The sequence below is a fragment of the Ruegeria sp. BE9 genome (genome assembly GCF_056538765.1).
The window spans coordinates 170656-190332 of sequence record NZ_JBQFTS010000001.1; the positions used below are offsets into that span (position 1 = coordinate 170656).

Annotated in this window: 14 protein-coding genes; 10 read left to right on the forward strand and 4 right to left on the reverse strand. The window is 56.5% G+C overall.

Annotated features, from left to right (window positions below):
- Positions 1–27 precede the first annotated feature (27 nt).
- The 3 genes from ACR0EO_RS00825 (at position 28) to ACR0EO_RS00835 (ending at position 3603) form a co-directional block, all read left to right on the forward strand.
- On the forward strand, positions 28–1254 hold the full coding sequence (locus tag ACR0EO_RS00825; RefSeq protein ID WP_480686497.1) for a LysM peptidoglycan-binding domain-containing protein: 1227 nt from the start codon (positions 28–30) through the stop codon (positions 1252–1254).
- A 79-nt stretch (positions 1255–1333) separates the two neighbouring features.
- Positions 1334–3139, forward strand: a complete 1806-nt coding sequence (locus ACR0EO_RS00830) for an ABCB family ABC transporter ATP-binding protein/permease (RefSeq protein WP_480686498.1) — start codon at positions 1334–1336, stop codon at positions 3137–3139.
- 62 nt (positions 3140–3201) lie between these two features.
- Positions 3202–3603, forward strand: coding sequence for a DUF2147 domain-containing protein (locus tag ACR0EO_RS00835; protein ID WP_480686499.1), 402 nt, complete (start codon positions 3202–3204; stop codon positions 3601–3603).
- A gap of 144 nt (positions 3604–3747) precedes the next feature.
- On the opposite strand, the gene ACR0EO_RS00840 is transcribed toward ACR0EO_RS00835, so the two are convergent.
- Together ACR0EO_RS00840 and ACR0EO_RS00845 are read right to left on the reverse strand one after the other, a co-directional pair.
- Positions 3748–7545, reverse strand: coding sequence for an efflux RND transporter permease subunit (locus tag ACR0EO_RS00840; RefSeq protein ID WP_480686500.1), 3798 nt, complete (start codon positions 7543–7545; stop codon positions 3748–3750).
- On the reverse strand, positions 7542–8774 hold the full coding sequence (locus ACR0EO_RS00845) for an efflux RND transporter periplasmic adaptor subunit (RefSeq protein ID WP_480686501.1): 1233 nt from the start codon (positions 8772–8774) through the stop codon (positions 7542–7544). The genes ACR0EO_RS00840 and ACR0EO_RS00845 overlap by 4 nt, the downstream gene beginning before the upstream one ends.
- 223 nt (positions 8775–8997) lie before the next feature.
- Here ACR0EO_RS00845 and ACR0EO_RS00850 point away from each other — a divergent pair, with 223 nt between their 5' ends.
- The 5 genes from ACR0EO_RS00850 to ACR0EO_RS00870 all read left to right on the forward strand — a co-directional run bounded on the left by ACR0EO_RS00850 (position 8998) and on the right by ACR0EO_RS00870 (position 14405).
- Positions 8998–9669, forward strand: a complete 672-nt coding sequence (locus ACR0EO_RS00850) for a hypothetical protein (protein ID WP_480686502.1) — start codon at positions 8998–9000, stop codon at positions 9667–9669.
- A gap of 39 nt (positions 9670–9708) precedes the next feature.
- Positions 9709–11031: a PQQ-like beta-propeller repeat protein gene (locus tag ACR0EO_RS00855; RefSeq protein WP_480686503.1), complete on the forward strand. Its 1323-nt coding sequence runs from the start codon at positions 9709–9711 to the stop codon at positions 11029–11031.
- 48 nt (positions 11032–11079) lie between these two features.
- A complete protein-coding gene (der, locus tag ACR0EO_RS00860; RefSeq protein ID WP_480686504.1) occupies positions 11080–12543 on the forward strand; it encodes a ribosome biogenesis GTPase Der in 1464 nt (487 codons plus the stop codon).
- 162 nt (positions 12544–12705) lie between these two features.
- A complete protein-coding gene (locus tag ACR0EO_RS00865; protein ID WP_480686505.1) occupies positions 12706–13692 on the forward strand; it encodes a fatty acid desaturase in 987 nt (328 codons plus the stop codon).
- An 89-nt stretch (positions 13693–13781) separates the two neighbouring features.
- Entirely contained in the window at positions 13782–14405 is a 624-nt protein-coding gene (locus ACR0EO_RS00870; RefSeq protein ID WP_480686506.1) for a helix-hairpin-helix domain-containing protein, read from the forward strand.
- Between the two features lie 57 nt (positions 14406–14462).
- Here the strand turns inward: ACR0EO_RS00870 and serS are convergent, their stop codons facing one another.
- Together serS and ACR0EO_RS00880 are read right to left on the reverse strand one after the other, a co-directional pair.
- Positions 14463–15755, reverse strand: a complete 1293-nt coding sequence (gene serS, locus ACR0EO_RS00875; RefSeq protein WP_480686507.1) for a serine--tRNA ligase — start codon at positions 15753–15755, stop codon at positions 14463–14465.
- Positions 15756–15827: 72 nt separating this feature from the next.
- Entirely contained in the window at positions 15828–17492 is a 1665-nt protein-coding gene (locus tag ACR0EO_RS00880) for a mechanosensitive ion channel family protein (protein ID WP_480686508.1), read from the reverse strand.
- A gap of 202 nt (positions 17493–17694) precedes the next feature.
- Here ACR0EO_RS00880 and yajC point away from each other — a divergent pair, with 202 nt between their 5' ends.
- A complete protein-coding gene (gene yajC / locus ACR0EO_RS00885) occupies positions 17695–17982 on the forward strand; it encodes a preprotein translocase subunit YajC (RefSeq protein WP_170325331.1) in 288 nt (95 codons plus the stop codon).
- 33 nt (positions 17983–18015) lie between these two features.
- A complete protein-coding gene (secD, locus tag ACR0EO_RS00890) occupies positions 18016–19677 on the forward strand; it encodes a protein translocase subunit SecD (RefSeq protein WP_480686509.1) in 1662 nt (553 codons plus the stop codon).

Below are 19677 nucleotides of genomic sequence, written 5' to 3' on the forward strand. Positions count from 1 at the left end.
CTTGCACTGCGGAGTGAAAGGAAGCGAATGAACGCTGAGTCGGGAAGCGGAAGTTCTGGCACGCTCACCTGGGGGGTGATCGCCGGTATTGTAGTTGTGGCCGGGGCAGGTGGTTTGTACCTGTCTGGAATTCTGGAGGACGAGCCGCAAAACAGCGCGCCGCAAACGGATGTTGCTGTGCAAACGGCACCAGCCGAAGTGGAATCCGCGACAGCTGATACACTTGAGGTAGAAGAACCGGAAGTGGCGCCAGAAACCGAGGAAGTGGAAACGGCGGATGTGCCTGCCGAACCGACAGCTCCGATCTTGGATCAAATCTTTGTCGAACCCGATGGCAATGCCGTGCTTTCGGGAAATGCTGAACCTGGTGCCGACGTTCGCGTATTGCTGGACGGAGAGCAGGTGCACAGCTTTACCGTGGATTCCAGTGGCCAGTTTGCGGAATTCGTTTCGATCCCATTCTCAGAATCGGCGCGTGGTCTGACGCTGGAGGCCGGTGGTGATCAGCCATTGCGCTCGGATGACTATGTTATCGCGGCTTTGCCCGCTCCTGAACCTCAGGACGAGGCGCTTTCACAAGCTGAAACCGCCGAGAATGCACCCGTGGAGACGACCGCGGCCGAGCCGCCTGCGGATGAGGCAGTTGAAGAGGTTGAACAGGTTGCAGAAGACACAACCGAAACCATCACGGACGAGGGCCAAGACCAGCAGGTCGCAATTTTGCGCTCGGGTGAGGACGGTGTCGAGCTTGTGCAGCCCCCAACCGCTCAGAGCCAGGCACCAGAGCAGGTTGCGCTGGACACGATTGGGTATTCGGATGCAGGTGACGTCGAACTGACGGGTCGGGTTCCGGACGGATCGGTTGTTCGCTTGTACCTAGACAATCGCCTCGTGGACGACCTGACACCCGCCGACGGTGGCAAGTGGCGAAGTGAGCTGGAAGGTATCGACCCTGGTGTATACACACTGCGCGTGGATGAGGTTTCTGCCGACGGAACCGTGGTCAGTCGCCTGGAGACTCCGTTCAAGCGTGAACCTGTCGAGGTGTTGAGCGTTGCAGAAGCCTCGGGAGAGGAACCAGATGCGCCGCCAATCCGATCAGTCACTGTTCAAGAGGGCGATACACTCTGGGCGATTTCGCGCGAGCGTTTTGGCGATGGTGTTCTGTACGTGAAACTGTTCGACGCCAATCGGGATGCCATTCGAGACCCTGACCTGATATATCCCGGTCAGATATTTACTATTCCGGAATAAGCCGCTGCCTCTGGCCCTTTCGGGGGCTGAGCACTATCTCTGACCGCAGTTCAGGTACGTGATGAGACGATCAGCCCCGATGCATTCTGAAGATATGCCCCAAACCGACGAACGCCGCTCTGGCTGGCGCACGATCCGCAGGGTTGCCCCTTACCTATGGCCCGATGATGAGCCTTGGGTAAAACGCCGCGTGGTTTTGGCCTTGGGCATGTTGGTGCTGGCCAAACTAATCGCTGTTTACACGCCGATCCTGTACAAAGGTGCGGTCGACAGTTTGGCGGGTGAAGGCGTGCCGCCGCTGGCGTTGGGCGCAGTCGGGCTGACTGTTGCCTACGGTGTCGCTCGGATGATGACCGTGGGTTTTCAGCAATTACGTGATGCGGCTTTTGCACCAGTCGGCCAACGTGCGCTGCGCGCACTTGCGCTTGAGACGTTTCAGCACATCCATCAGCTTTCGATGCGATACCACGTGACCCGGCGAACAGGTGGTCTTAGTCGGATTATCGAGCGCGGTGTGAAGGGGGTAGAGTTCCTGCTGCGGTTTCTGTTGTTTTCAATCGGACCGCTGATCCTCGAGCTTCTCTTGGTCGCGATCATTCTGATGTGGTTGTTTGATGTCTGGTATCTGGTCGTCGTTGCCGTGACGATCGCTTTGTACATCTGGTTTACCTTTGCGGTGACAGAATGGCGGGTAAAGCTGCGCCGCGAGATGAACGATCAGGATACCGAGGCCAACCAGCGCGCAATCGACAGCCTGTTGAATTTTGAAACCGTAAAGTACTTCAATGCCGAGCGGCGCGAAGCAGAACGTTACGATGTGTCCATGAAGGCTTATGCTGGCGCTGCGCTGAAAACAGCCTATTCGCTGGCTTTTTTGAATTTCGGGCAGTCTTTTCTGATCACATGCGGCCTGATTGGGGTGATGGTTCTGGCTGCTGTCGGCGTTCAGAATGGCTCTCTGACCGTTGGCGATTTCGTGATGGTCAATGCGTACATGATCCAGATTACGGTGCCATTGAATTTTCTTGGCACGGTGTACCGCGAGATCAGACAGTCACTTGTAGATATGGGGCAGATGTTCGACTTGCTGGAACAGCCGGCCGAGGTGACCGACAAGCCCGGCGCAGCCGATCTGCAGGTAAACGGTGGTCAGGTCACGTTGGAGAATGTCCATTTTGGATATGAGCCGGACCGCGAAATCCTAAAGGGCGTTTCCCTGACAGTTCCTGCGGGCCAGACCGTGGCAATCGTGGGGGCGACAGGGTCTGGTAAGTCCACCATAGGGCGGTTGTTGTTTCGGTTCTACGATGTGACGGGTGGGGCGCTAAAGATCGACGGGCAAGATGTGCGCGACGTTACGCAAACCAGCCTTCACTCGGCAATTGGTGTGGTGCCTCAGGACACGGTGCTGTTCAACGATACGATCCGTTACAACATCGCTTATGGCCGCGATGGCGCCAGTCAGGACGATGTCGAAGCCGCCGCAAAGGCTGCTCAAATTCACGACTTTATTGTCACCTTGCCCGAGGGCTACGACACCAAGGTCGGTGAGCGTGGTCTGAAGCTGTCAGGTGGAGAAAAACAACGCGTTGGCATCGCGCGCACGCTGCTAAAGAACCCGCCAATCCTACTCTTGGACGAAGCGACCTCAGCGTTGGACACTGATACTGAACAGGACATCAAGGACGCTCTGGCACGGGCGGGTGAGGGACGAACGGTTCTGACCATTGCGCACCGGCTTAGCACGATTGCTGAGGCGGATCTTATCGTTGTGTTGGAGCAGGGTGAGATTTTAGAGCAGGGAACGCATGATGAGCTGCTGAAACGGGCAGGGCGCTATGCCCAGCTTTGGAACCGTCAGCAATCGGACTCACAAGCCGCCTAAACTGCCACGGGGCTTCGACCAGAATTGTGATATGATGTCTCGACCTTGTGTGAGGAGAGCTAATGCGTAAACCCGTGCTGAAAGCCGTAATCGTAGCTGCGTTTGTCATGGCTCCTGCGCTCGCCGCAGCAGATCCCATCGTGGGCGTATGGAAAACCGAGCCCGATCGAAAGAACCTCATCTCACACATCAAAATTTCGGACTGCGGAGGGAAATTCTGCGGTGAGATTGAGTCCGCTTACGACGCATCGGGCAAGCAGGTGAAAACCCCAAATATTGGTAAGAAGCTCTTTTGGGATGTCGCCAGTGAAGGCGGCGGAAAGTACGGCGGTGGCGACTTTTGGATTCCAATGGTCGATGTTGATGTCGTTCCGCAGATGACACTAAGTGGTAACTCTCTAACCGTGCGCGGGTGTGAACACGTTGTTTGCGGTCATCAAACTTGGACGCGTCTATCGAATTGAAGCATGGCCGTGACCCGACGAAGTGGATGATCTGATAGTTCCGCTTCAGAGCACTGATGTGTGCATCTGTTTGAGTTAAGCAAACCCGACTTTGACGACTAAATCTCAAACAAAAAATGGCGAGCTCTAGAGCTCGCCATTTCGTTATTCCGCAGCCTTTAACGGCGTACCTGATGGTCGGTCAGGGGGGCTGGTACTCTCTTCGGACGCTGCCTGAACTGCGGGTGCACCGTCGTTCCAGATAACCTCAGTTGCTTGTGCCTGACGCGCTGCCTTGCCGATCGCCATGTCCTGTGCAACCTGGCTGGAGCGTCCGGCCGTGGCGCGCGCAAGAAGCTTACCGATCCATACCGTATAAGTGGAAATCCAAACACGCAGCGCCAACAGCGAAGGTGTCACGATCAGGGTAAGGAAGGTGGCCGTACCCAATCCGAATACAACAGCCGTTGCCAACTGCTTCCACCACAGTGCCGTCGGGCTGTCGATTGAATACCCGCCGTTGATAAAGTCCAGCGAAAGACCAAACATCATCGGTGTCAGGCCGGCCATCGTAGTCAACGTTGTCAGCAGAACCGGGCGGATACGTGCTTCGGCCGTCCGAATGATCGCTTCGATACGCGGCATATAGCGGCTGTATTCCTGATAAGTGTCGATCAGAACGATGTTGTTGTTCACCACGATCCCGGCTAGCGCCACGATGCCCGTCCCGGTCATAATGATCGAGAAGGGTTGCTGCATGATGATCATCCCAATCAGAACCCCAGTGGTAGACAAGACCACCGCCAGCAACACCAGTACTGAGTTGTAGAGCGAGTTGAACTGCGCCAACAGGATTACGAACATCAAACCCAACGCACCCAAGAACGCCTGCATCAGAAACGCCCCGGATTCAGCCTGATCTTCCTGGTCGCCGGTCCATTCCCAACTGATAGTGTTAGGGAAGGGGTCGGTGTTCAGCCATTCGGTCAGAATCTCGATCCGTTCGTTAGGGTTGACCAGAGCAAAACGTGCGTCGCCGCTTTCGATGGTGGCACGCAGGTCATCTACGGTCTCGGCGCCTGTCAGTTGGAACAGCTCATAAACTGTTCCATCCTGGTTGGTGACGGTTGTTCCATTTGCTTCAGCACCGTCTTCAACTGCGCGTACAACTGCCAGACGCTGCTCTGCTCCGTCCGCCCCATCAACTACCACTTTCGATAGGTTCGGCTCTACATCGGCCTTCACATCATAGTAGCGCTGCTGGTCGATCCTGTTGATCTCGGCCAATTTGGCCACAGGCTGGCGGGTGACAAAGTTAGACAGCGGTACCAGACCGTCAGGTGTGCGGACTTTTAGCGTGTCCAGTGTGGACAGCACCCTGTCATCCTCGGGCAAACGCACGCGTATCTCGACCTCTTCGTCGGTCGTATCGGGGCGCATCTCGCCCAGTAAGATACCGCGCGTGACCAACTGTACCATTGCACCAACAGTAGCGACGTCCGCACCAAAGCGACCTGCTTTGGCAACGTCTACGTCGATTTGCCAGTCGATGCCGGGCAAAGGCATGGTGTCTTCGATCTTGATCAAACCGGGTGTTTCGTCAAAGACGGCCCGCGCTGCTTCGGTCGCTTCGGTCAGTTCCGCCCATCCGTCACCTTTGATACGCAGATGGACTGGTTTGGCCGAGGCCGGGCCCTGCTCCAGCGGCAGAAGCTCGACAACGAAGCCGGGCAGCTTTGAAAGTTCCGCGGCCAGCTCGTCCAGAACGTAGTCACCGTCATATTCAGGGTCGATTATCTGGCGGTCGAACAAGCCAAAAAACGCCGGTTCGGATACGTTGGGGCGATCCTCCCAAGGGGTGATCTCAAACTGTACACGGCCCACGGTGTCGGCTGGGGCTTCGGCACCGCCGTTATTCTGGTTCAACCCGCCTTCACCGGCAAACGCGAACACATTGGTAACGGCAGGGTGGGCACTGATCACTTCCTCAGCAGCCATCACCATTGCGTCTTTTTCCTGCAGTGACAGATTTCCCCGAGCCCGCACATAGGCGGTTGCTTGCTCTGGTTCTGTCTCCACAAAGAATTCAACGCCACGGTTGTTCGCGCCGTAATAGCCCATCACGGACATGACGCTGAAGGCGACAATAGCAATCGAAACCACGGGCATGATTGGGTTGCCAACCAAGAATTTGATCAGATACCCAAAGGGACTGTGCTCACGGGCCGTGTGGACGTGCTCTTCTCGGTGGCGTTCGATTTTTGCCGCGCTCAATGTAACTGACCCGGCAAAGCCGCCTGCTATGAATAGCAGGGCGCCGAATACCACGCCGCCAGCACTGCCATCGGGCAACAAATAGCCGGGGTTCAGCATCTGCATCGCGCCGAGGAAGATCATGTATAGCGACGGCGGCACCAGCACCGCACGAACCCACCAGGGGGCCACTCCGCGTAGCCAATTGGACGTGCGGTCAAATATGCGGCTGAGGCGACCGGACACGCCGCCCACGACAGGCAAGTAAATCAGCGCGACGATCAGCGACGAGGAAAGCACAAAGATCAGCGTGATCGGCAGCATCTTCATGAATTCGCCGGGCACACCGGGCCAGAACAGCATCGGCAGGAAGGCACAGAGCGTCGTCGCGGTCGAGGACACGATGGGCCAGAACATCCGCTGGGCGGCCTCGACATAGGCGTGCATCGGGCCGATGCCTTCGTTGATGCGTTTGTCGGCGTATTCGACCACTACGATCGCCCCATCGACCAGCATCCCAACGGCCAGGATCAGCCCGAACATCACCATGTTCGAGATGCTGACACCCATGATCGCGAGAAACGCAAAGCTCAGAAGAAACGAGGTTGGAATGGCGAAACCCACCAGCAATGCTGCGCGTGTGCCCAGTGACGCCAGAACCACGATCATCACCAGAGCGATGGCGGTCAGAACCGAGCCCTCCAGCTGGCGCACCATCGAAGCGACTATACGGCTTTGGTCGTTCGAGGTTCCGACATCGACGGCGGCGCGCAGTTCGGCGGGCCACTTTACCTGTGCTGTGGCAAGAGTTGCTTTGACGTCAGCCACGGTGTCGATCAGGTTAAAACCCTTACGTTTGACCACTTGCAACGCCACGGTGGATTCGTTGTCGAAACGGGCTGTACCTTCGCGGTCTTCGAAGGTGTAGTTGATCTGGGCCAACTCACCCATGGTGACCACGCGATCACCGTTGACCTTTACGGGAAGGCTATAGACATCCTCGGCGGTCTTGAACGACGATGGGATTTTAACCGAGAACGTGCCTTGCGCGGTATCGACCTCGCCTGCGGCGATCAATTGGTTGTTGTTCTGAACAACGCTGATCAGTTCATCAGCCGAGACGTTGTAGGCCTCAAGCCGCAGCGGATCGATAATGACTTCAAGCATCTCATCGCGATTGCCCGCGATACCGGCTTCAAGCACTGAATCCAAAGCTTCCAGATCGTCCTGCAAGTCTTTGGCAATCCGCGCCATTGTGCGTTCCGGGACAGCCCCGGTCAGGTTGACGATGACAATCGGGAATTCCGAGAAGTTAATCTCGAACAGCGAGTACTGCTCTGCTCCCTCGGGGAAATCAGCCTGAGCACTGTTCATGGCGTCGCGGACATCCGCCATGATCGCGGTTTTATCCCAGCCAAAATCAAATTCAAGAGCAATGCCCGCATAGCCTTCGGCAGCGGTGGCGGTCATCTCTTTGAGACCATCTAGATCCGCAAGCTCTGTTTCCATCGGTTTGATCAGCAGGTTCTCGGAATCTTCGGCAGAGATGCCCGGAAACTGAACTGATACGAAAAGGGCGGGAATTTCGATGTCGGGCTCACCCTCCTTGGGCAAGCCAACATAGGCAACCCCCCCAACGACGAGCGAGATCGCAATAAACGCCAAAACCATACGGGCCCGACTGGCGGCCCAGCTGACAATACTTATCATTGATCAGCTTCCCGATATGTGGGCGCAACGGTTACTCCCTCTGTCACAAACTCTTGTCCGACAACGATGACGTCAGACGTTTCTGGCAATCCGTTGACCCAAACGCCATTAGCTGTGTCGCGCAACAGGCGAATCGGCTTGAAGTCGACAACATTGCCCGCACCAACAGTACGAACGCCCACTTGCCCTTCATTGTTCAAGGTCAGGGCGGATTGTGGCAACAGGTGTGCCTTGGCACCTTCTGCTGCGATGCGGATGTTGGCGGTCTGACCATCACGAATGGCGAGGTCAGGATTTGGCACCGTGATCTCAACTTCGAATGTCCGAGTAGTTTCATCCGCCGAGCGGCTGAGGAAAGTGACACGCCCTGTAACCTCAAGGCCCGTGATCAGTTGCGCCGATGCCTCCGATCCAACAATAATCCGGTTTACCTCGGCTTCGGGTACAAATCCGACCAGCTTCATTGGATCCAATTGAATGACAGTAGCGCACAGTGATCCGGGCTGCATCAAGCTGCCCAACTCGGCTGTGTCACTTTCCAGCAGACCTTTGAAAGGCGCTTCGATGGTTTGGCGTTCGATCTCGCGCTGGGCGGCTTTGACTTCGGCTGTGGCGGCTTCGATGCCTGCCCGCGTGGCTTCCAGCCCAGCCTCGGCGGTCTTTACTCCCGCTTCAGCGGAACGCATTGCCGCCTCGCTCGAGATTCTGCGGGTTTCCGAGCCGAAGCCTGTCTCTGACAGCTTATTCGCAGCGGTTAGATTGATTTCCGCTTCGGCGACAAGAGCATGTGCCTCTTCCAATCGAGCTTCAGCTTCGGGCACTCGGCTCTCGGCCTCAAGTTTGCCGGCCATTGCTTCGGCAAGGCTCGCAGGGCGGGTGCCGGGATCCAGTTCGCACAACAGGTCGCCTGCCTCTACAAATGTCCCTTTCCGCTTCGGTTCAGAGATCACTGTCGAGGTCGTCTCGGCCAGTACTTCGACCTGGCGATTGGCTCTCGTCTGACCGCGCAGGAGAACAGCGTTGTCAATTTCACGCGCGATTGACCTAAGGGCAACTACGCCGATCAGGGTTTGATCCCCCGAATTTTGATCTGCAGACTCGGCACCCGAAGCGGTATCTTCGGTTGTGTCGCCGCGGCCTGCAAAGGCGAACAGCGCATCGCGCTCAAAAACCAAGAAGAACAAAACGACTATAACTAGAATCGCATTTACGAATGAAATCAATCGCATACAGAATTTCTCCCAGAATTTTTGTCGATTGTCCTACGACTTGTAAGTCTAAAAATGGGGTCAGACGTTCGCCTTTTCTACGCTAAACTGAATAGTTCGGTTCACTTTTTTTCGCAAGGGCAGCGTGCCAAGGTCTTACTGGGCGAATTCGGACCCTTGGCTTGGCAAAGTCGCCGGGTTATGACATGGCGCTATACAGCAGGACTAAGCCTGGGGAGCAGGGATGAGCGACGTCGACAGTTTCATTGAAGAGGTGACCGAAGAGGTCCGCCGCGATCGTTTGTTCCTTTTGCTTCGGCGTTGGGGTTGGGTCGGCGTATTGGCCGTAGTCCTGATTGTCGGCGGTGCCGCGTTCAACGAAATTCGCAAATCGCGCGCCACCTCGCAGGCCGAGGAACTCGGTGATGATATCCTTGGCGCGCTGGCTCAGAATGACTCGGCCGAACGTGCCGCAGCTTTGGCAGGGGTTGAGGCGGCTACACCCGGTGGGGATGCCGTTCTGAACATGCTGCTTTCCTCGTCGCAGATCGAGGCTGGGTCCAGGCAGGACGCGGTGGACAGCCTCAATGCCATTGCCGTTCAAGGCGAGTTGCCGGAAATCTACCGTGCTATCGCGACATTTAAGGCTTTACTTCTGCAAACTGATACGCTGCCGGTGGCAGATCGTCGTCAACAGTTTGAAGCCCTGGCCGCGCCGGGTGCGCCTTTGCGGCTGCTCGCCGAAGAACAGCTGGCTTTGATTGAAGTGTCTGAGGGCAATGTTGACGCCGCTATCACACGGTTGCAGGCGATGCGCCAAGACGCCGAAATTGGCGTAGACCTTCAACAACGCGCTGCGCAGTTGATCGTGGCCCTTGGTGGCGAACCGGAACCGCTGGTTGCCCAGCAGGGCTGATACGGCGGCGTAAATAATGACAGGCGAGTTCGGAGCATCATGGTGACAAGTCTTTTCTCCCGCATTGGATTGTCGGTTGCGGCCGCCTCATTGACTGTTTTGGCCGCCTGTGAAGAACCCGAAGTTATTCTTCCGGGTGCACGCGAAGATATTCGCCCGGCGTCGGACTTGGAAACTGTCGAGACCCGTGGTTCCAAGCCGATCAGCCTACCGGCGCAAAAAGCCAACAGCAGTTGGTCGCAAAGCCCGGGAACTTCGGCATTCCGGACCACGAATGCCGCGCTACGGACTACACCTCAACGGATTTGGTCGACGTCTATCGGCAAAGGGGATTCCCGCAAGCAACGGATCACGGCAGAACCTGTTGTGGCCGGAGGGTTGATCTACACCCTGGACTCCGGGGCAACCGTATCAGCCGTAACTCCGCAAGGGCAGGTGGCCTGGAACACTAAGCTGATCCCTGCCACTGACGGTGAAGCTGATGCGACGGGCGGCGGCATGGCTTATGCCAACGGTGTTCTTTATGTCTCGTCTGGTTTCGGGCGGTTGACTGCACTTGATGCGAAATCTGGCGCCATCAAATGGCAAAAACGCTTGAATGCGACCGGCAGTGGATCTCCGTTGGTGAGCGACGGATTACTGTATCTGGTCGCTGGCGATGAAACGGGATGGACTGTTGATACCAAGGACGGCCGGATCGCGTGGCAGATCCAAGGTACGCCGAGCGTGGGGAACGTTCTGGGTGCTCCGGCACCAGTGATCGCATCTGAGTTTGCTGTTTTCGCATTCGGGTCGGGCGACATAACCGCAACTTTCCGGCGCGGCGGTATCCGTCGTTGGAGCGCCTCGGTGGCCGGTGGGCGTCGTGGACGCGCGGCTGCTCAGATTGTGGATGTGACAGGTGGGCCCATGGTCGTCGGAGACACGATCTACATTGGCAACCACTCGGGCCGAACAGTCGCGTTCGAGGTAAGCTCGGGTGAGCGGAAGTGGACAGCCGATGAAGGTGCGGTTGATACGGTTTGGCCCGCGGGCAATAGTATTTTTCTGATCAGCGACCGTAGTCAGCTGGTCCGCCTGAGTACTGCGGACGGCTCTATCGTATGGGCGCAGGACTTGCCGGGCTTTGTGAAAGACAAGCCGAACCGGCGCGGCCCCATCGTCGCTCATTACGGTCCAATCCTTGCAGGTGGACGTATCGTTGTCGCTTCGAATGACGGATATCTGCGGTTCTTTAACCCGGTGGATGGCACGCTTGTGCATCGTGTCGAAGTACCCGGCGGAGCCACTACAGCGCCGGTTGTAGCTGGCCAAACGCTGTATGTCGTATCGTCCAAAGGTGAACTGCACGCTTTCCGTTGACGAAAAGATGCGCTAAAGGGCGCGTCTGAGTCTTGAAAGTTGAGTATCATGTCGCTGACCCTCGCCATCGTGGGGCGCCCCAACGTGGGCAAATCCACACTGTTCAACCGCCTTGTGGGCAAACGTCTGGCTTTGGTCGACGATCAGCCGGGCGTAACGCGCGACCTGCGCGAAGGCGAAGGGCGTCTGGGTGATCTGCGCTTTACCGTTATCGACACGGCTGGTTTGGAAGATGCGACGGATGACAGCCTTCAGGGGCGTATGCGTCGCCTGACTGAACGTGCTGTGGACATGGCTGATGTGTGCCTGTTCATGATCGATGCACGCGTAGGTCTGACACCTACCGATGAGATGTTCGCTGAAATCCTGCGTAAGCGTTCCAAGCACGTGATCCTCGCCGCCAACAAGGCAGAGGGAAGCGCTGCCGATGCGGGTGTGCTTGAGGCCTATAACTTGGGCTTGGGCGAGCCTGTTCGGCTGTCGGGTGAGCATGGTGAAGGCATGACAGACCTCTATGCTCAACTGATGCCTTTGGCAGATGCTGCGGCCGAAAAAGCCGAGGACGATGCGCCGGAAACTGATATCGAGTTGGATGAGGACGGCGAAGGGGAAACCCCACTGATCACTGCGGCAAAACCGCTGCAGGTCGCGGTTGTTGGGCGTCCGAACGCTGGTAAATCCACTCTGATCAACAAGATCATTGGTGAGGATCGCCTGTTGACCGGCCCCGAAGCCGGTATCACCCGCGATGCGATCAGCCTGCGGATTGATTGGGCCGACCCGGATGGTGAAAGCACTCCGATGCGGATTTTTGACACCGCCGGGATGCGTAAAAAGGCCAAAGTTCAGGAGAAACTGGAGAAGCTATCGGTTTCGGATGGCCTGCGCGCCGTGAAGTTTGCCGAGGTCGTGGTGGTGCTGTTGGACGCAGCAATCCCGTTTGAACAACAGGACCTGCGTATTGCAGATTTGGCAGAACGCGAGGGTCGTGCCGTTGTCGTTGCCATCAACAAGTGGGACATCGAAGAGGACAAGCAGGAAAAACTGCGCGACCTCAAAGAGTCTTTCGAACGCCTGTTGCCGCAATTGCGTGGCGCTCCACTGATTACCGTATCGGCTAAGACCGGCCGCGGCCTGGAGCGTCTGCGTGCCGCGATCCTGCGTGCGCATGACGTCTGGAACCGTCGCGTCCCCACCGCAGCACTGAACCGTTGGCTAACCGCAATGTTGGAGCAGCACCCGCCGCCAGCCCCACAAGGTCGTCGGATCAAGCTGCGCTATATGACACAGGCCAAGACCCGCCCCCCCGGGTTTGTAGTCATGTGCTCGCACCCGGATAAGATGCCAGACAGCTACAAACGCTATCTGGTCAATGGTCTGCGCGAGGATTTCGACATGCCGGGAACTCCTATCCGCCTAACGTTGCGCGGCCAGGGAGACAAGAACCCTTATAAAGGACGGCGCAAGAAAAACGCTGGTGCCTTGGCCAAACATCTCAAGGGTCGCGCGTAACTGCGCCAATTTTCAGCATTTTCGGCTCAGGGGCGTGACACTCCCCTGACTGCGCGCTAGCATTCGCTTGCGTGCATCTGTTTTCGCGCGCAGCTTGTATGCGGGCAAACCGCATTAATTTTGAAACTACATTGAACCGGGCCATCGTGGGGAGCGGACTGGATGGATCTGAGGGAATATACTCGAAAATACGCGGTGCAAGACAACAGGTTGGCCGCACTGAGCTATTTTGGAACTTTTGCGGTGTATTTCACATCGCTTGCGCTGGCGATCATTTTTGTGGATCGGTGGTATGTGATGATACCGGCCGGGATCGTCTTTGCCTTTTCTGCTGTGCGCCTTTACGTACTCCAGCACGATTGCGGACACCACTCTCTTTTTGAAACGCGACAGCAGAATGAATGGGCAGGGCATGGGCTGTCCCCATTCACGTTCGCTCCGTTCGAGGTAATGAAGCAAAACCACAACCTGCATCATGCGGGTATCGGTAATCTTGAGCATCGCGAGACCGGTGAAATCCACACAATGACATTGCGGGAATGGAACCAGGCAGACTGGAAAACCCGTTTGTTTTACCGGCTGTATCGCAATCCCTTCATACTTGTTCCGGTGGGGGCGTTGTTCACCTATTTCATCCGCTATCGCTGGCCCAAGAACACCATGCGGTTCGGCGTGAAGGGAGTATTGCTACACAACCTGTCGATCGTTGTTTTCCTGGGCCTTCTTTACTTGGCGGCAGGCAGCACGGGCATTCTAGTCTGGCTGGTGTTTTCTTTGCTGGGTGGGATGCTGGGAGTGTTCCTTGTTTACCTGCAGCACAACTTTGAAGACACCTATTGGGATCGTCGGCCTGAACTGGACCCCAAAATAGCTGCTCTGCAGGGGTCTTCGGCTCTGGATTTCGGCTGGTGGTTTGATAACGCAGTCGCCTGTATCACGCTGCATGACATTCACCATTTCAACGCTCGCATCCCATCCTATCGGCTGCGTGCCTGCCATTATAACTTACCACCGGAATTCACGCCGCGCCGGATCAAATTCCCCGAGGCCGTGGCGGCGTTAAATCTGAAACTGTGGGACGAGGACGCAAAGCGCCTTGTGCCATTTCCCAAAAAGGATCAACACGGTAGCTTGGCCCGTACAGGGTGACATCTGAAGGCTGATCTGCCGATCCAAAGTTTGCAGGCGCGTGTATCACGCGTACGTTCGAAGAGTTGGGGAGAAAGAAAGGAACCGTAATGACCGCAGTGACTGACGTTAAGGGTGTAGGTGAGGCGCTAGGGCAAGCGCTGGTCGCCAATGGCTTCAAAACCGCAGAAGCCATCGCCAAGGCAAGCCCCGCAGACCTGGTCAAAGTCCCCAGAATAGGCGCCGCAAGCGCGCCGCTTTTGATCGCGGCGGCGAAAGAAGCGATTGCAACCAAACCGGCAGCTGCAAAACCAGCCGCTCGTCGTGCGCCTGCCAGAAAGCCAGTGACAAGGAAAAAAGCGCCCCGTAGGCCAGCTGCTCGAAAGACCGTGGCGGCGGCAGCGGCGGAAAAACGTGCTGAGGAAGCCGCGCGAAAGGCGGCCGAAGAAAAAGCTGCGGCAGAAGCTGCCGAAGCAAAGGCGCGCAAGAAAGCCAAGGCCAAAGCTAAGGCTGAAAAGGCGGCCAAGAAGCTCCAGGAAATGGAGGCTGTGTTTTCAAAAGCCAAGGACAAGGTGAAGGCCAAGACCAAAAAGGACAAAAAGTCCAAGAAGGACGGCAAGAAAAAAGTCGAAAAGAAGAAAGACGATAAGAAGAAAAAAGACGTTAAGAAAAAAGACAAAAGCAAAGAAAAAAAGAAAGATAAGAGTAAAGATAAGAAAAAGGCGAAGAAGTAAGCCTTCTCCGCCTTTCGGATTTTCGAACCGGTGCCGCGTTGCGCGTGCGCCGGTTTTTTATGCCAGTGTGCCGTCCAGTTGCAGCGTCAGCTTGCCGCCCAGATAAGGCGCCAGAACTTCGGGCAGTGTCACAGTACCATCGGCGTTTTGTCCATTCTCGAGAACAGCAATCAAGCAGCGTCCTACCGCCAAGCCCGAGCCGTTCAGAGTATGCACGTATTCGGGTTTACCGCCTCCTTCGGGACGGAAACGCGCGTTCATCCGGCGCGCCTGAAAATCACCACACGTCGAAACCGAACTGATCTCGCGATAGGTGTCCTGACCGGGCAACCACGCCTCAATATCAAATGTGCGGCGGGCGCCGAACCCCATGTCGCCAGTGCACAGGATCACCGTGCGATAGGGGATGCCCAGCTTTTCCAGAATACCCTCGGCGCAACGCAGCATGCGCTTTTGTTCATCATCCGACTTGTCCGGATGAGTGATCGAGACCATCTCGACCTTTTCAAACTGGTGCTGCCGCAGCATCCCGCGAGTGTCCTTGCCCGCAGAGCCAGCCTCGGAACGGAAGCACAGCGAATGCGCGGTGTAACGGCGGGGCAGGATCTCTTCCTCGGTCAGGGTGTCATTGACCATGTTGGTGAGCGAGACTTCGGATGTCGGAATCAACCACCAACCTTCGCGGGTTTGATAGCTGTCTTCGCCGAATTTCGGTAATTGACCGGTGCCTTGCATCATCTCGGAGAGAACCAGAACAGGCCCATTCACCTCAGTAAGTTCGTTCTCGTTGACGTGCGTGTCCAGCATGAACTGCGCCAATGCACGGTGAATGCGTGCGACACCACCAGACAGCAATACGAAACGCGAGCCGGAGAGTTTCGCTGCGGTTTCGAAATCCATCCCGGTTTTGACGGCTTCGATTTCGAAGTGCTCCTTCGGCGCAAAGTCCAGCTCACGCGGTGTACCCCAGCGGTTGACTTCGACATTGTCGTTTTCGTCTTTGCCTTTGGGCACATCTTCGGCTGGCAGATTGGCGATGCGGATCAGCTGGTCGGCCAGCAAGGCGTCGAGGTCTTTGGCCTCGTTCTGCATACGGGCGACTTCGGCCTTTTTTTCGGCCACCAGCGCGCGGAGGCGCTCGAACTCTGCTTCGTCACCGCGTCCCTTGGCAGCGCCCACTTCTTTAGACGCTTTGTTCTGTTCAGCCTGCGCAGTTTCGGCGGCCAGAATTTTCGCCCGACGGCTTTCGTCCAGCCTCAGCAGGTCTGACGACACCGGCGCGTCCCCACGGCGCGCAAGTGCGGCGTCGAAGGCGGCTGGATTTTCGCGAATGGCGCGGATGTCGTGCATGGTTCAGATCCTTAAATGTGTGAATCACTGGAACCGCTTATGCACCATCTGAAAGGCGGGGTGTAGCACCGGTTACGACTTATCGGAGACCTCGTGCGATTCATGTGCCAAATGCCCGTCCCATTCTTCGACCGGGATCTTGGGTTCAGGGGGATCGGCCATGTACGAGGGTGTCATGATCTGCACGTGATTTTCGTTGAATACCGCCACGATATTGCGATGCAGGTCAGAACGGATCTTGGGGATGATACTACCGCGCGTGGTGAATCCATTGATCTGGTAATTGATCGCGTAGTCCGCCAAAGCCGTCCACAAGACAAACGGCTCGGGTTTGGCCTTGATCCCCTTGGTTCGGTTGGCGGCTTCGACCAGCATGGCTTCTACCTTCTCGGGCGGCTCTTCGTAGCCAATGCCAACGGTTGTATGTAACAGCAGACCGCTGCCGTCGGTTTTCTTTGAGAAATTCACGACGTCCGAGTTCATCAACTGCGCATTCGGGATCGAGATTAGTTCATTCTTGATCGACTTCAGGTGCGTTTCCATCAGCTTGATCTGCACCACGTCGCCGATGTGATCTCCGATTTGGATACGGTCACCGATCGACGTCGAACGGCGATAGATCACAAACAGGCCAGCCAGCATGTTTGATACAACCGAGTTTGCACCCAGCGACAGCATCGCACCGACCAGAATAGTTAGTCCCTGAAAGGCCGCCGAGTCCGACCCCGGAATGTAAGGCACGGCAAAGACCAGCGCGATCAAAATGACGATCACGCGTGCGATGTTGAATGTTGGGCTGACCCAGTGCTTTTCGAAATCGCCTAGATCGAATGATCCTGCCTCAACCGCGTCGAAGAACACCCGCATACCTTTGATGATGTACATCGTGACCCACGCGATCAGGGCCAGCATGATCAAGTTCGGTATATAACTCAGAATACCCTTAAAGATCAGCAGGACCGGCTCGGTCAGGTAGGTCAGTAGCAGCTGTGCGAAGTAGCGGGTTTCGGCAAAGGCGAGCAGGACGAAAGAAAGGTAGTAGTAGAAGCCAAGAAAAAAGATCACCAGCAGAGCGAAATTCAGTCCGTACCTCACCAAAGCGGCAATCGCCTCGGCCTGAACGCTTTTGGCAGTAGCGGTTTCTACATCCTTAAGCTGACGTTTCACGAATTTGAGCGTACGGCGGCGAATACGCCGGTGGATCCATAGGATGGCCACGACGAAAGCAACAAAACCCAACGTCCAAGCTGCGGCCTCGATGGCGCCGGACACCCGTGCCTGTTCGGTGCGGTTGGCCCGGTAAGATACGATTGCCTCTTTGATAGCGTCACCGTGCAGAAGGGCGAGAACATCCAGCTCCATCTGGTCCAACTCGGCATCGGCCACCGTTACGATTGATATGAGGACGCCATCAGCTCTGATGCGCGTACCCAGCTCAGTTTCCTCAAAGGCGATTTCGACGTTGGGTCGGTCGGATGCTTCGGCAACTTCGATAATGCTGTTCTGAACGCGTTCGGCCCGCTCCGAGGCCGGAAGGGCGCTGGAGCCGCGCAAGAAGAACAGCGTGTCCCCGTCTACGATCACAGGGGCTTTGAATACGTCCGTGTCGCTTTCTTGAACCTCTGCTGGTGCGGCGGGTGCTTCCTGCGCCGCGCTTGGTCCAGATAGAAGAACGATGACTACAGCCGTTAGCAACAGATGCATCAACAGCTGGAAGGGATTGAAGTTTCTCGTCATTCGTCCTCCTTTCCCCTGACTATATCCAAGACAGCGCTCGTTCCTAGGACATATCTGCAACGCTTCTGAACATCCTTAACGCTTCCAGAAGCAAGCTTGCACAATCCGGTGCCGCCTTTGCTTGCAAACAGCCGGTTCAAGGCATAGGTTCTCGCCAAATTTGCGGAGCCCCTCCGCAGCTCCAAACCAAAAGGAATATCCCATGGAAGGTGGCGCAATCGCCCAGTTTCTCCCACTGATCCTAATCTTTGCGATCATGTATTTTCTGCTGATCCGCCCGCAGCAGAAGAAGATGAAGGAACATCAGGCCATGGTCGAGGCCGTGCGCCGGGGCGATCAGGTCGTCACCCAAGGTGGTCTGATCGGCAAAGTTTCGAAGGTCAAGGAAGGCGAGAACGAGATCGAGGTTGAACTCGCTGAGAACGTCAAGGTTCGCGTGGTCAAATCGACCATTGCACAGGTTTTGAACAAGACTGAACCTGCGAAGTAACTTCGCGCGACAATTCCTTGAAAAGGCAGGGTAATGCTGCAAATTGATACCTGGAAGCGGGTTCTGATCTGGTCGGTCTGCGTGATCGGCCTGCTCATGGCCCTGCCGAATGCGTTCTATACGCGCGTCGAGCAATCCAACGATGCCAAGGCCGAGATCGAGCTTGGCATCGACACCCCAGAGCTTCAGACCCAAGCGGGGCAGTGGCCGAATTGGCTGCCGTCATCGCTGGTCAATCTTGGCCTCGATCTGCGTGGTGGAGCTCATCTGCTGGCCGAAGTTAAGGTCGAAGATGTCTACGAATCCCGCATGGAGGCGATGTGGCCCGAAATCCGCGATGCATTGCGGGGCGAGCGTGCCACGGTCGGCACAATCCGAGAGCAGGAATCAGCCCCGGACGAGATTCGTGTTCGCATAAGCCAGCCCGAAGGCATGTCCCGTGCGCTTGAGGTTGTGCGTGGCCTTGCCCGTCAGGTGCAGACGCTGACTGGGGTGGGGGCCACCGATATCGTGGTAAGCGCAGAGGGCGACACGCTCATCGTACAGCTTTCCGAGGCAGAGAAACTGGCCTCTGACGACCGTACAGTGCGTCAGTCGCTGGAAATCATTCGCCGCCGGATTGACGAGGTGGGGACCCGTGAGCCGACTATTCAGCGTCAGGGTGCAAACCGTATTCTTATTCAGGTGCCGGGTATCGGCAGCGCAGGTGAGCTGAAAGATCTCATCGGTACCACGGCGCAGCTGACCTTCAATCCGGTTGTTGGGCGCGGCACTGACCCGGATGTTACGCCGAACTTCGGGCAAGAGGTTGTCCCTTCGATCGACGAAAATGGTGTGTTTTACATCATCGAGTCCGCCCCTGTCGTAACCGGCGAGGAACTGGTGGACGCGCAGCCGTCGTTCGACCAGAACGGCCGTCCTGCGGTCAGCTTCCGGTTCAATACATCGGGCGCCCGTAAGTTCGGTGACTATACCCGAGACAACATTGGCGCGCCCTTCGCAATCGTGCTGGATGACGAGGTGATCTCGGCGCCAGTGATTCAGGCGCATATTGCCGGTGGGTCCGGGATCATCACCGGAAACTTCACTGTTGAAGAAAGCACCAATCTGGCCGTTCTGCTGCGCGCTGGTGCTCTACCTGCAGAGTTGGAGTTTCTGGAAGAACGCACCATTGGTCCTGAGCTAGGGCAGGACAGCATCGACGCAGGTAAGATTGCGACAATGGTGGCCTTTGTCGCGGTTCTGAGCTTCATGGCGCTTAGCTACGGCCTGTTCGGTGTGTTCGCGAATATCGCACTGATCATCAACGTCGGCTTGTTGTTTGGCCTGCTGTCCTTGATTGGGGCGACGCTGACCTTGCCGGGTATCGCGGGTATCGTTCTGACGGTTGGTATGGCGGTGGACGCCAACGTGCTGATCTTTGAGCGTATCCGTGAGGAACTGAAATCAGCCAAAGGTCCGGCGCGCGCAATCGAGCTGGGTTATGAAAAGGCGCTATCGGCTATTGTCGACGCCAACGTGACCACCTTCATCACCGCCGTGATCCTGTTTGCAATGGGCAGCGGACCGGTGCGCGGTTTCGCGATTACGCTGGGTCTGGGTATTCTGACCTCAGCCTTCACCGCGATCTTCGTGACGCGTCTGATGGTGGTGATGTGGTTCGAACGCCGCCGTCCGAAAACGATCGAGGTTTGA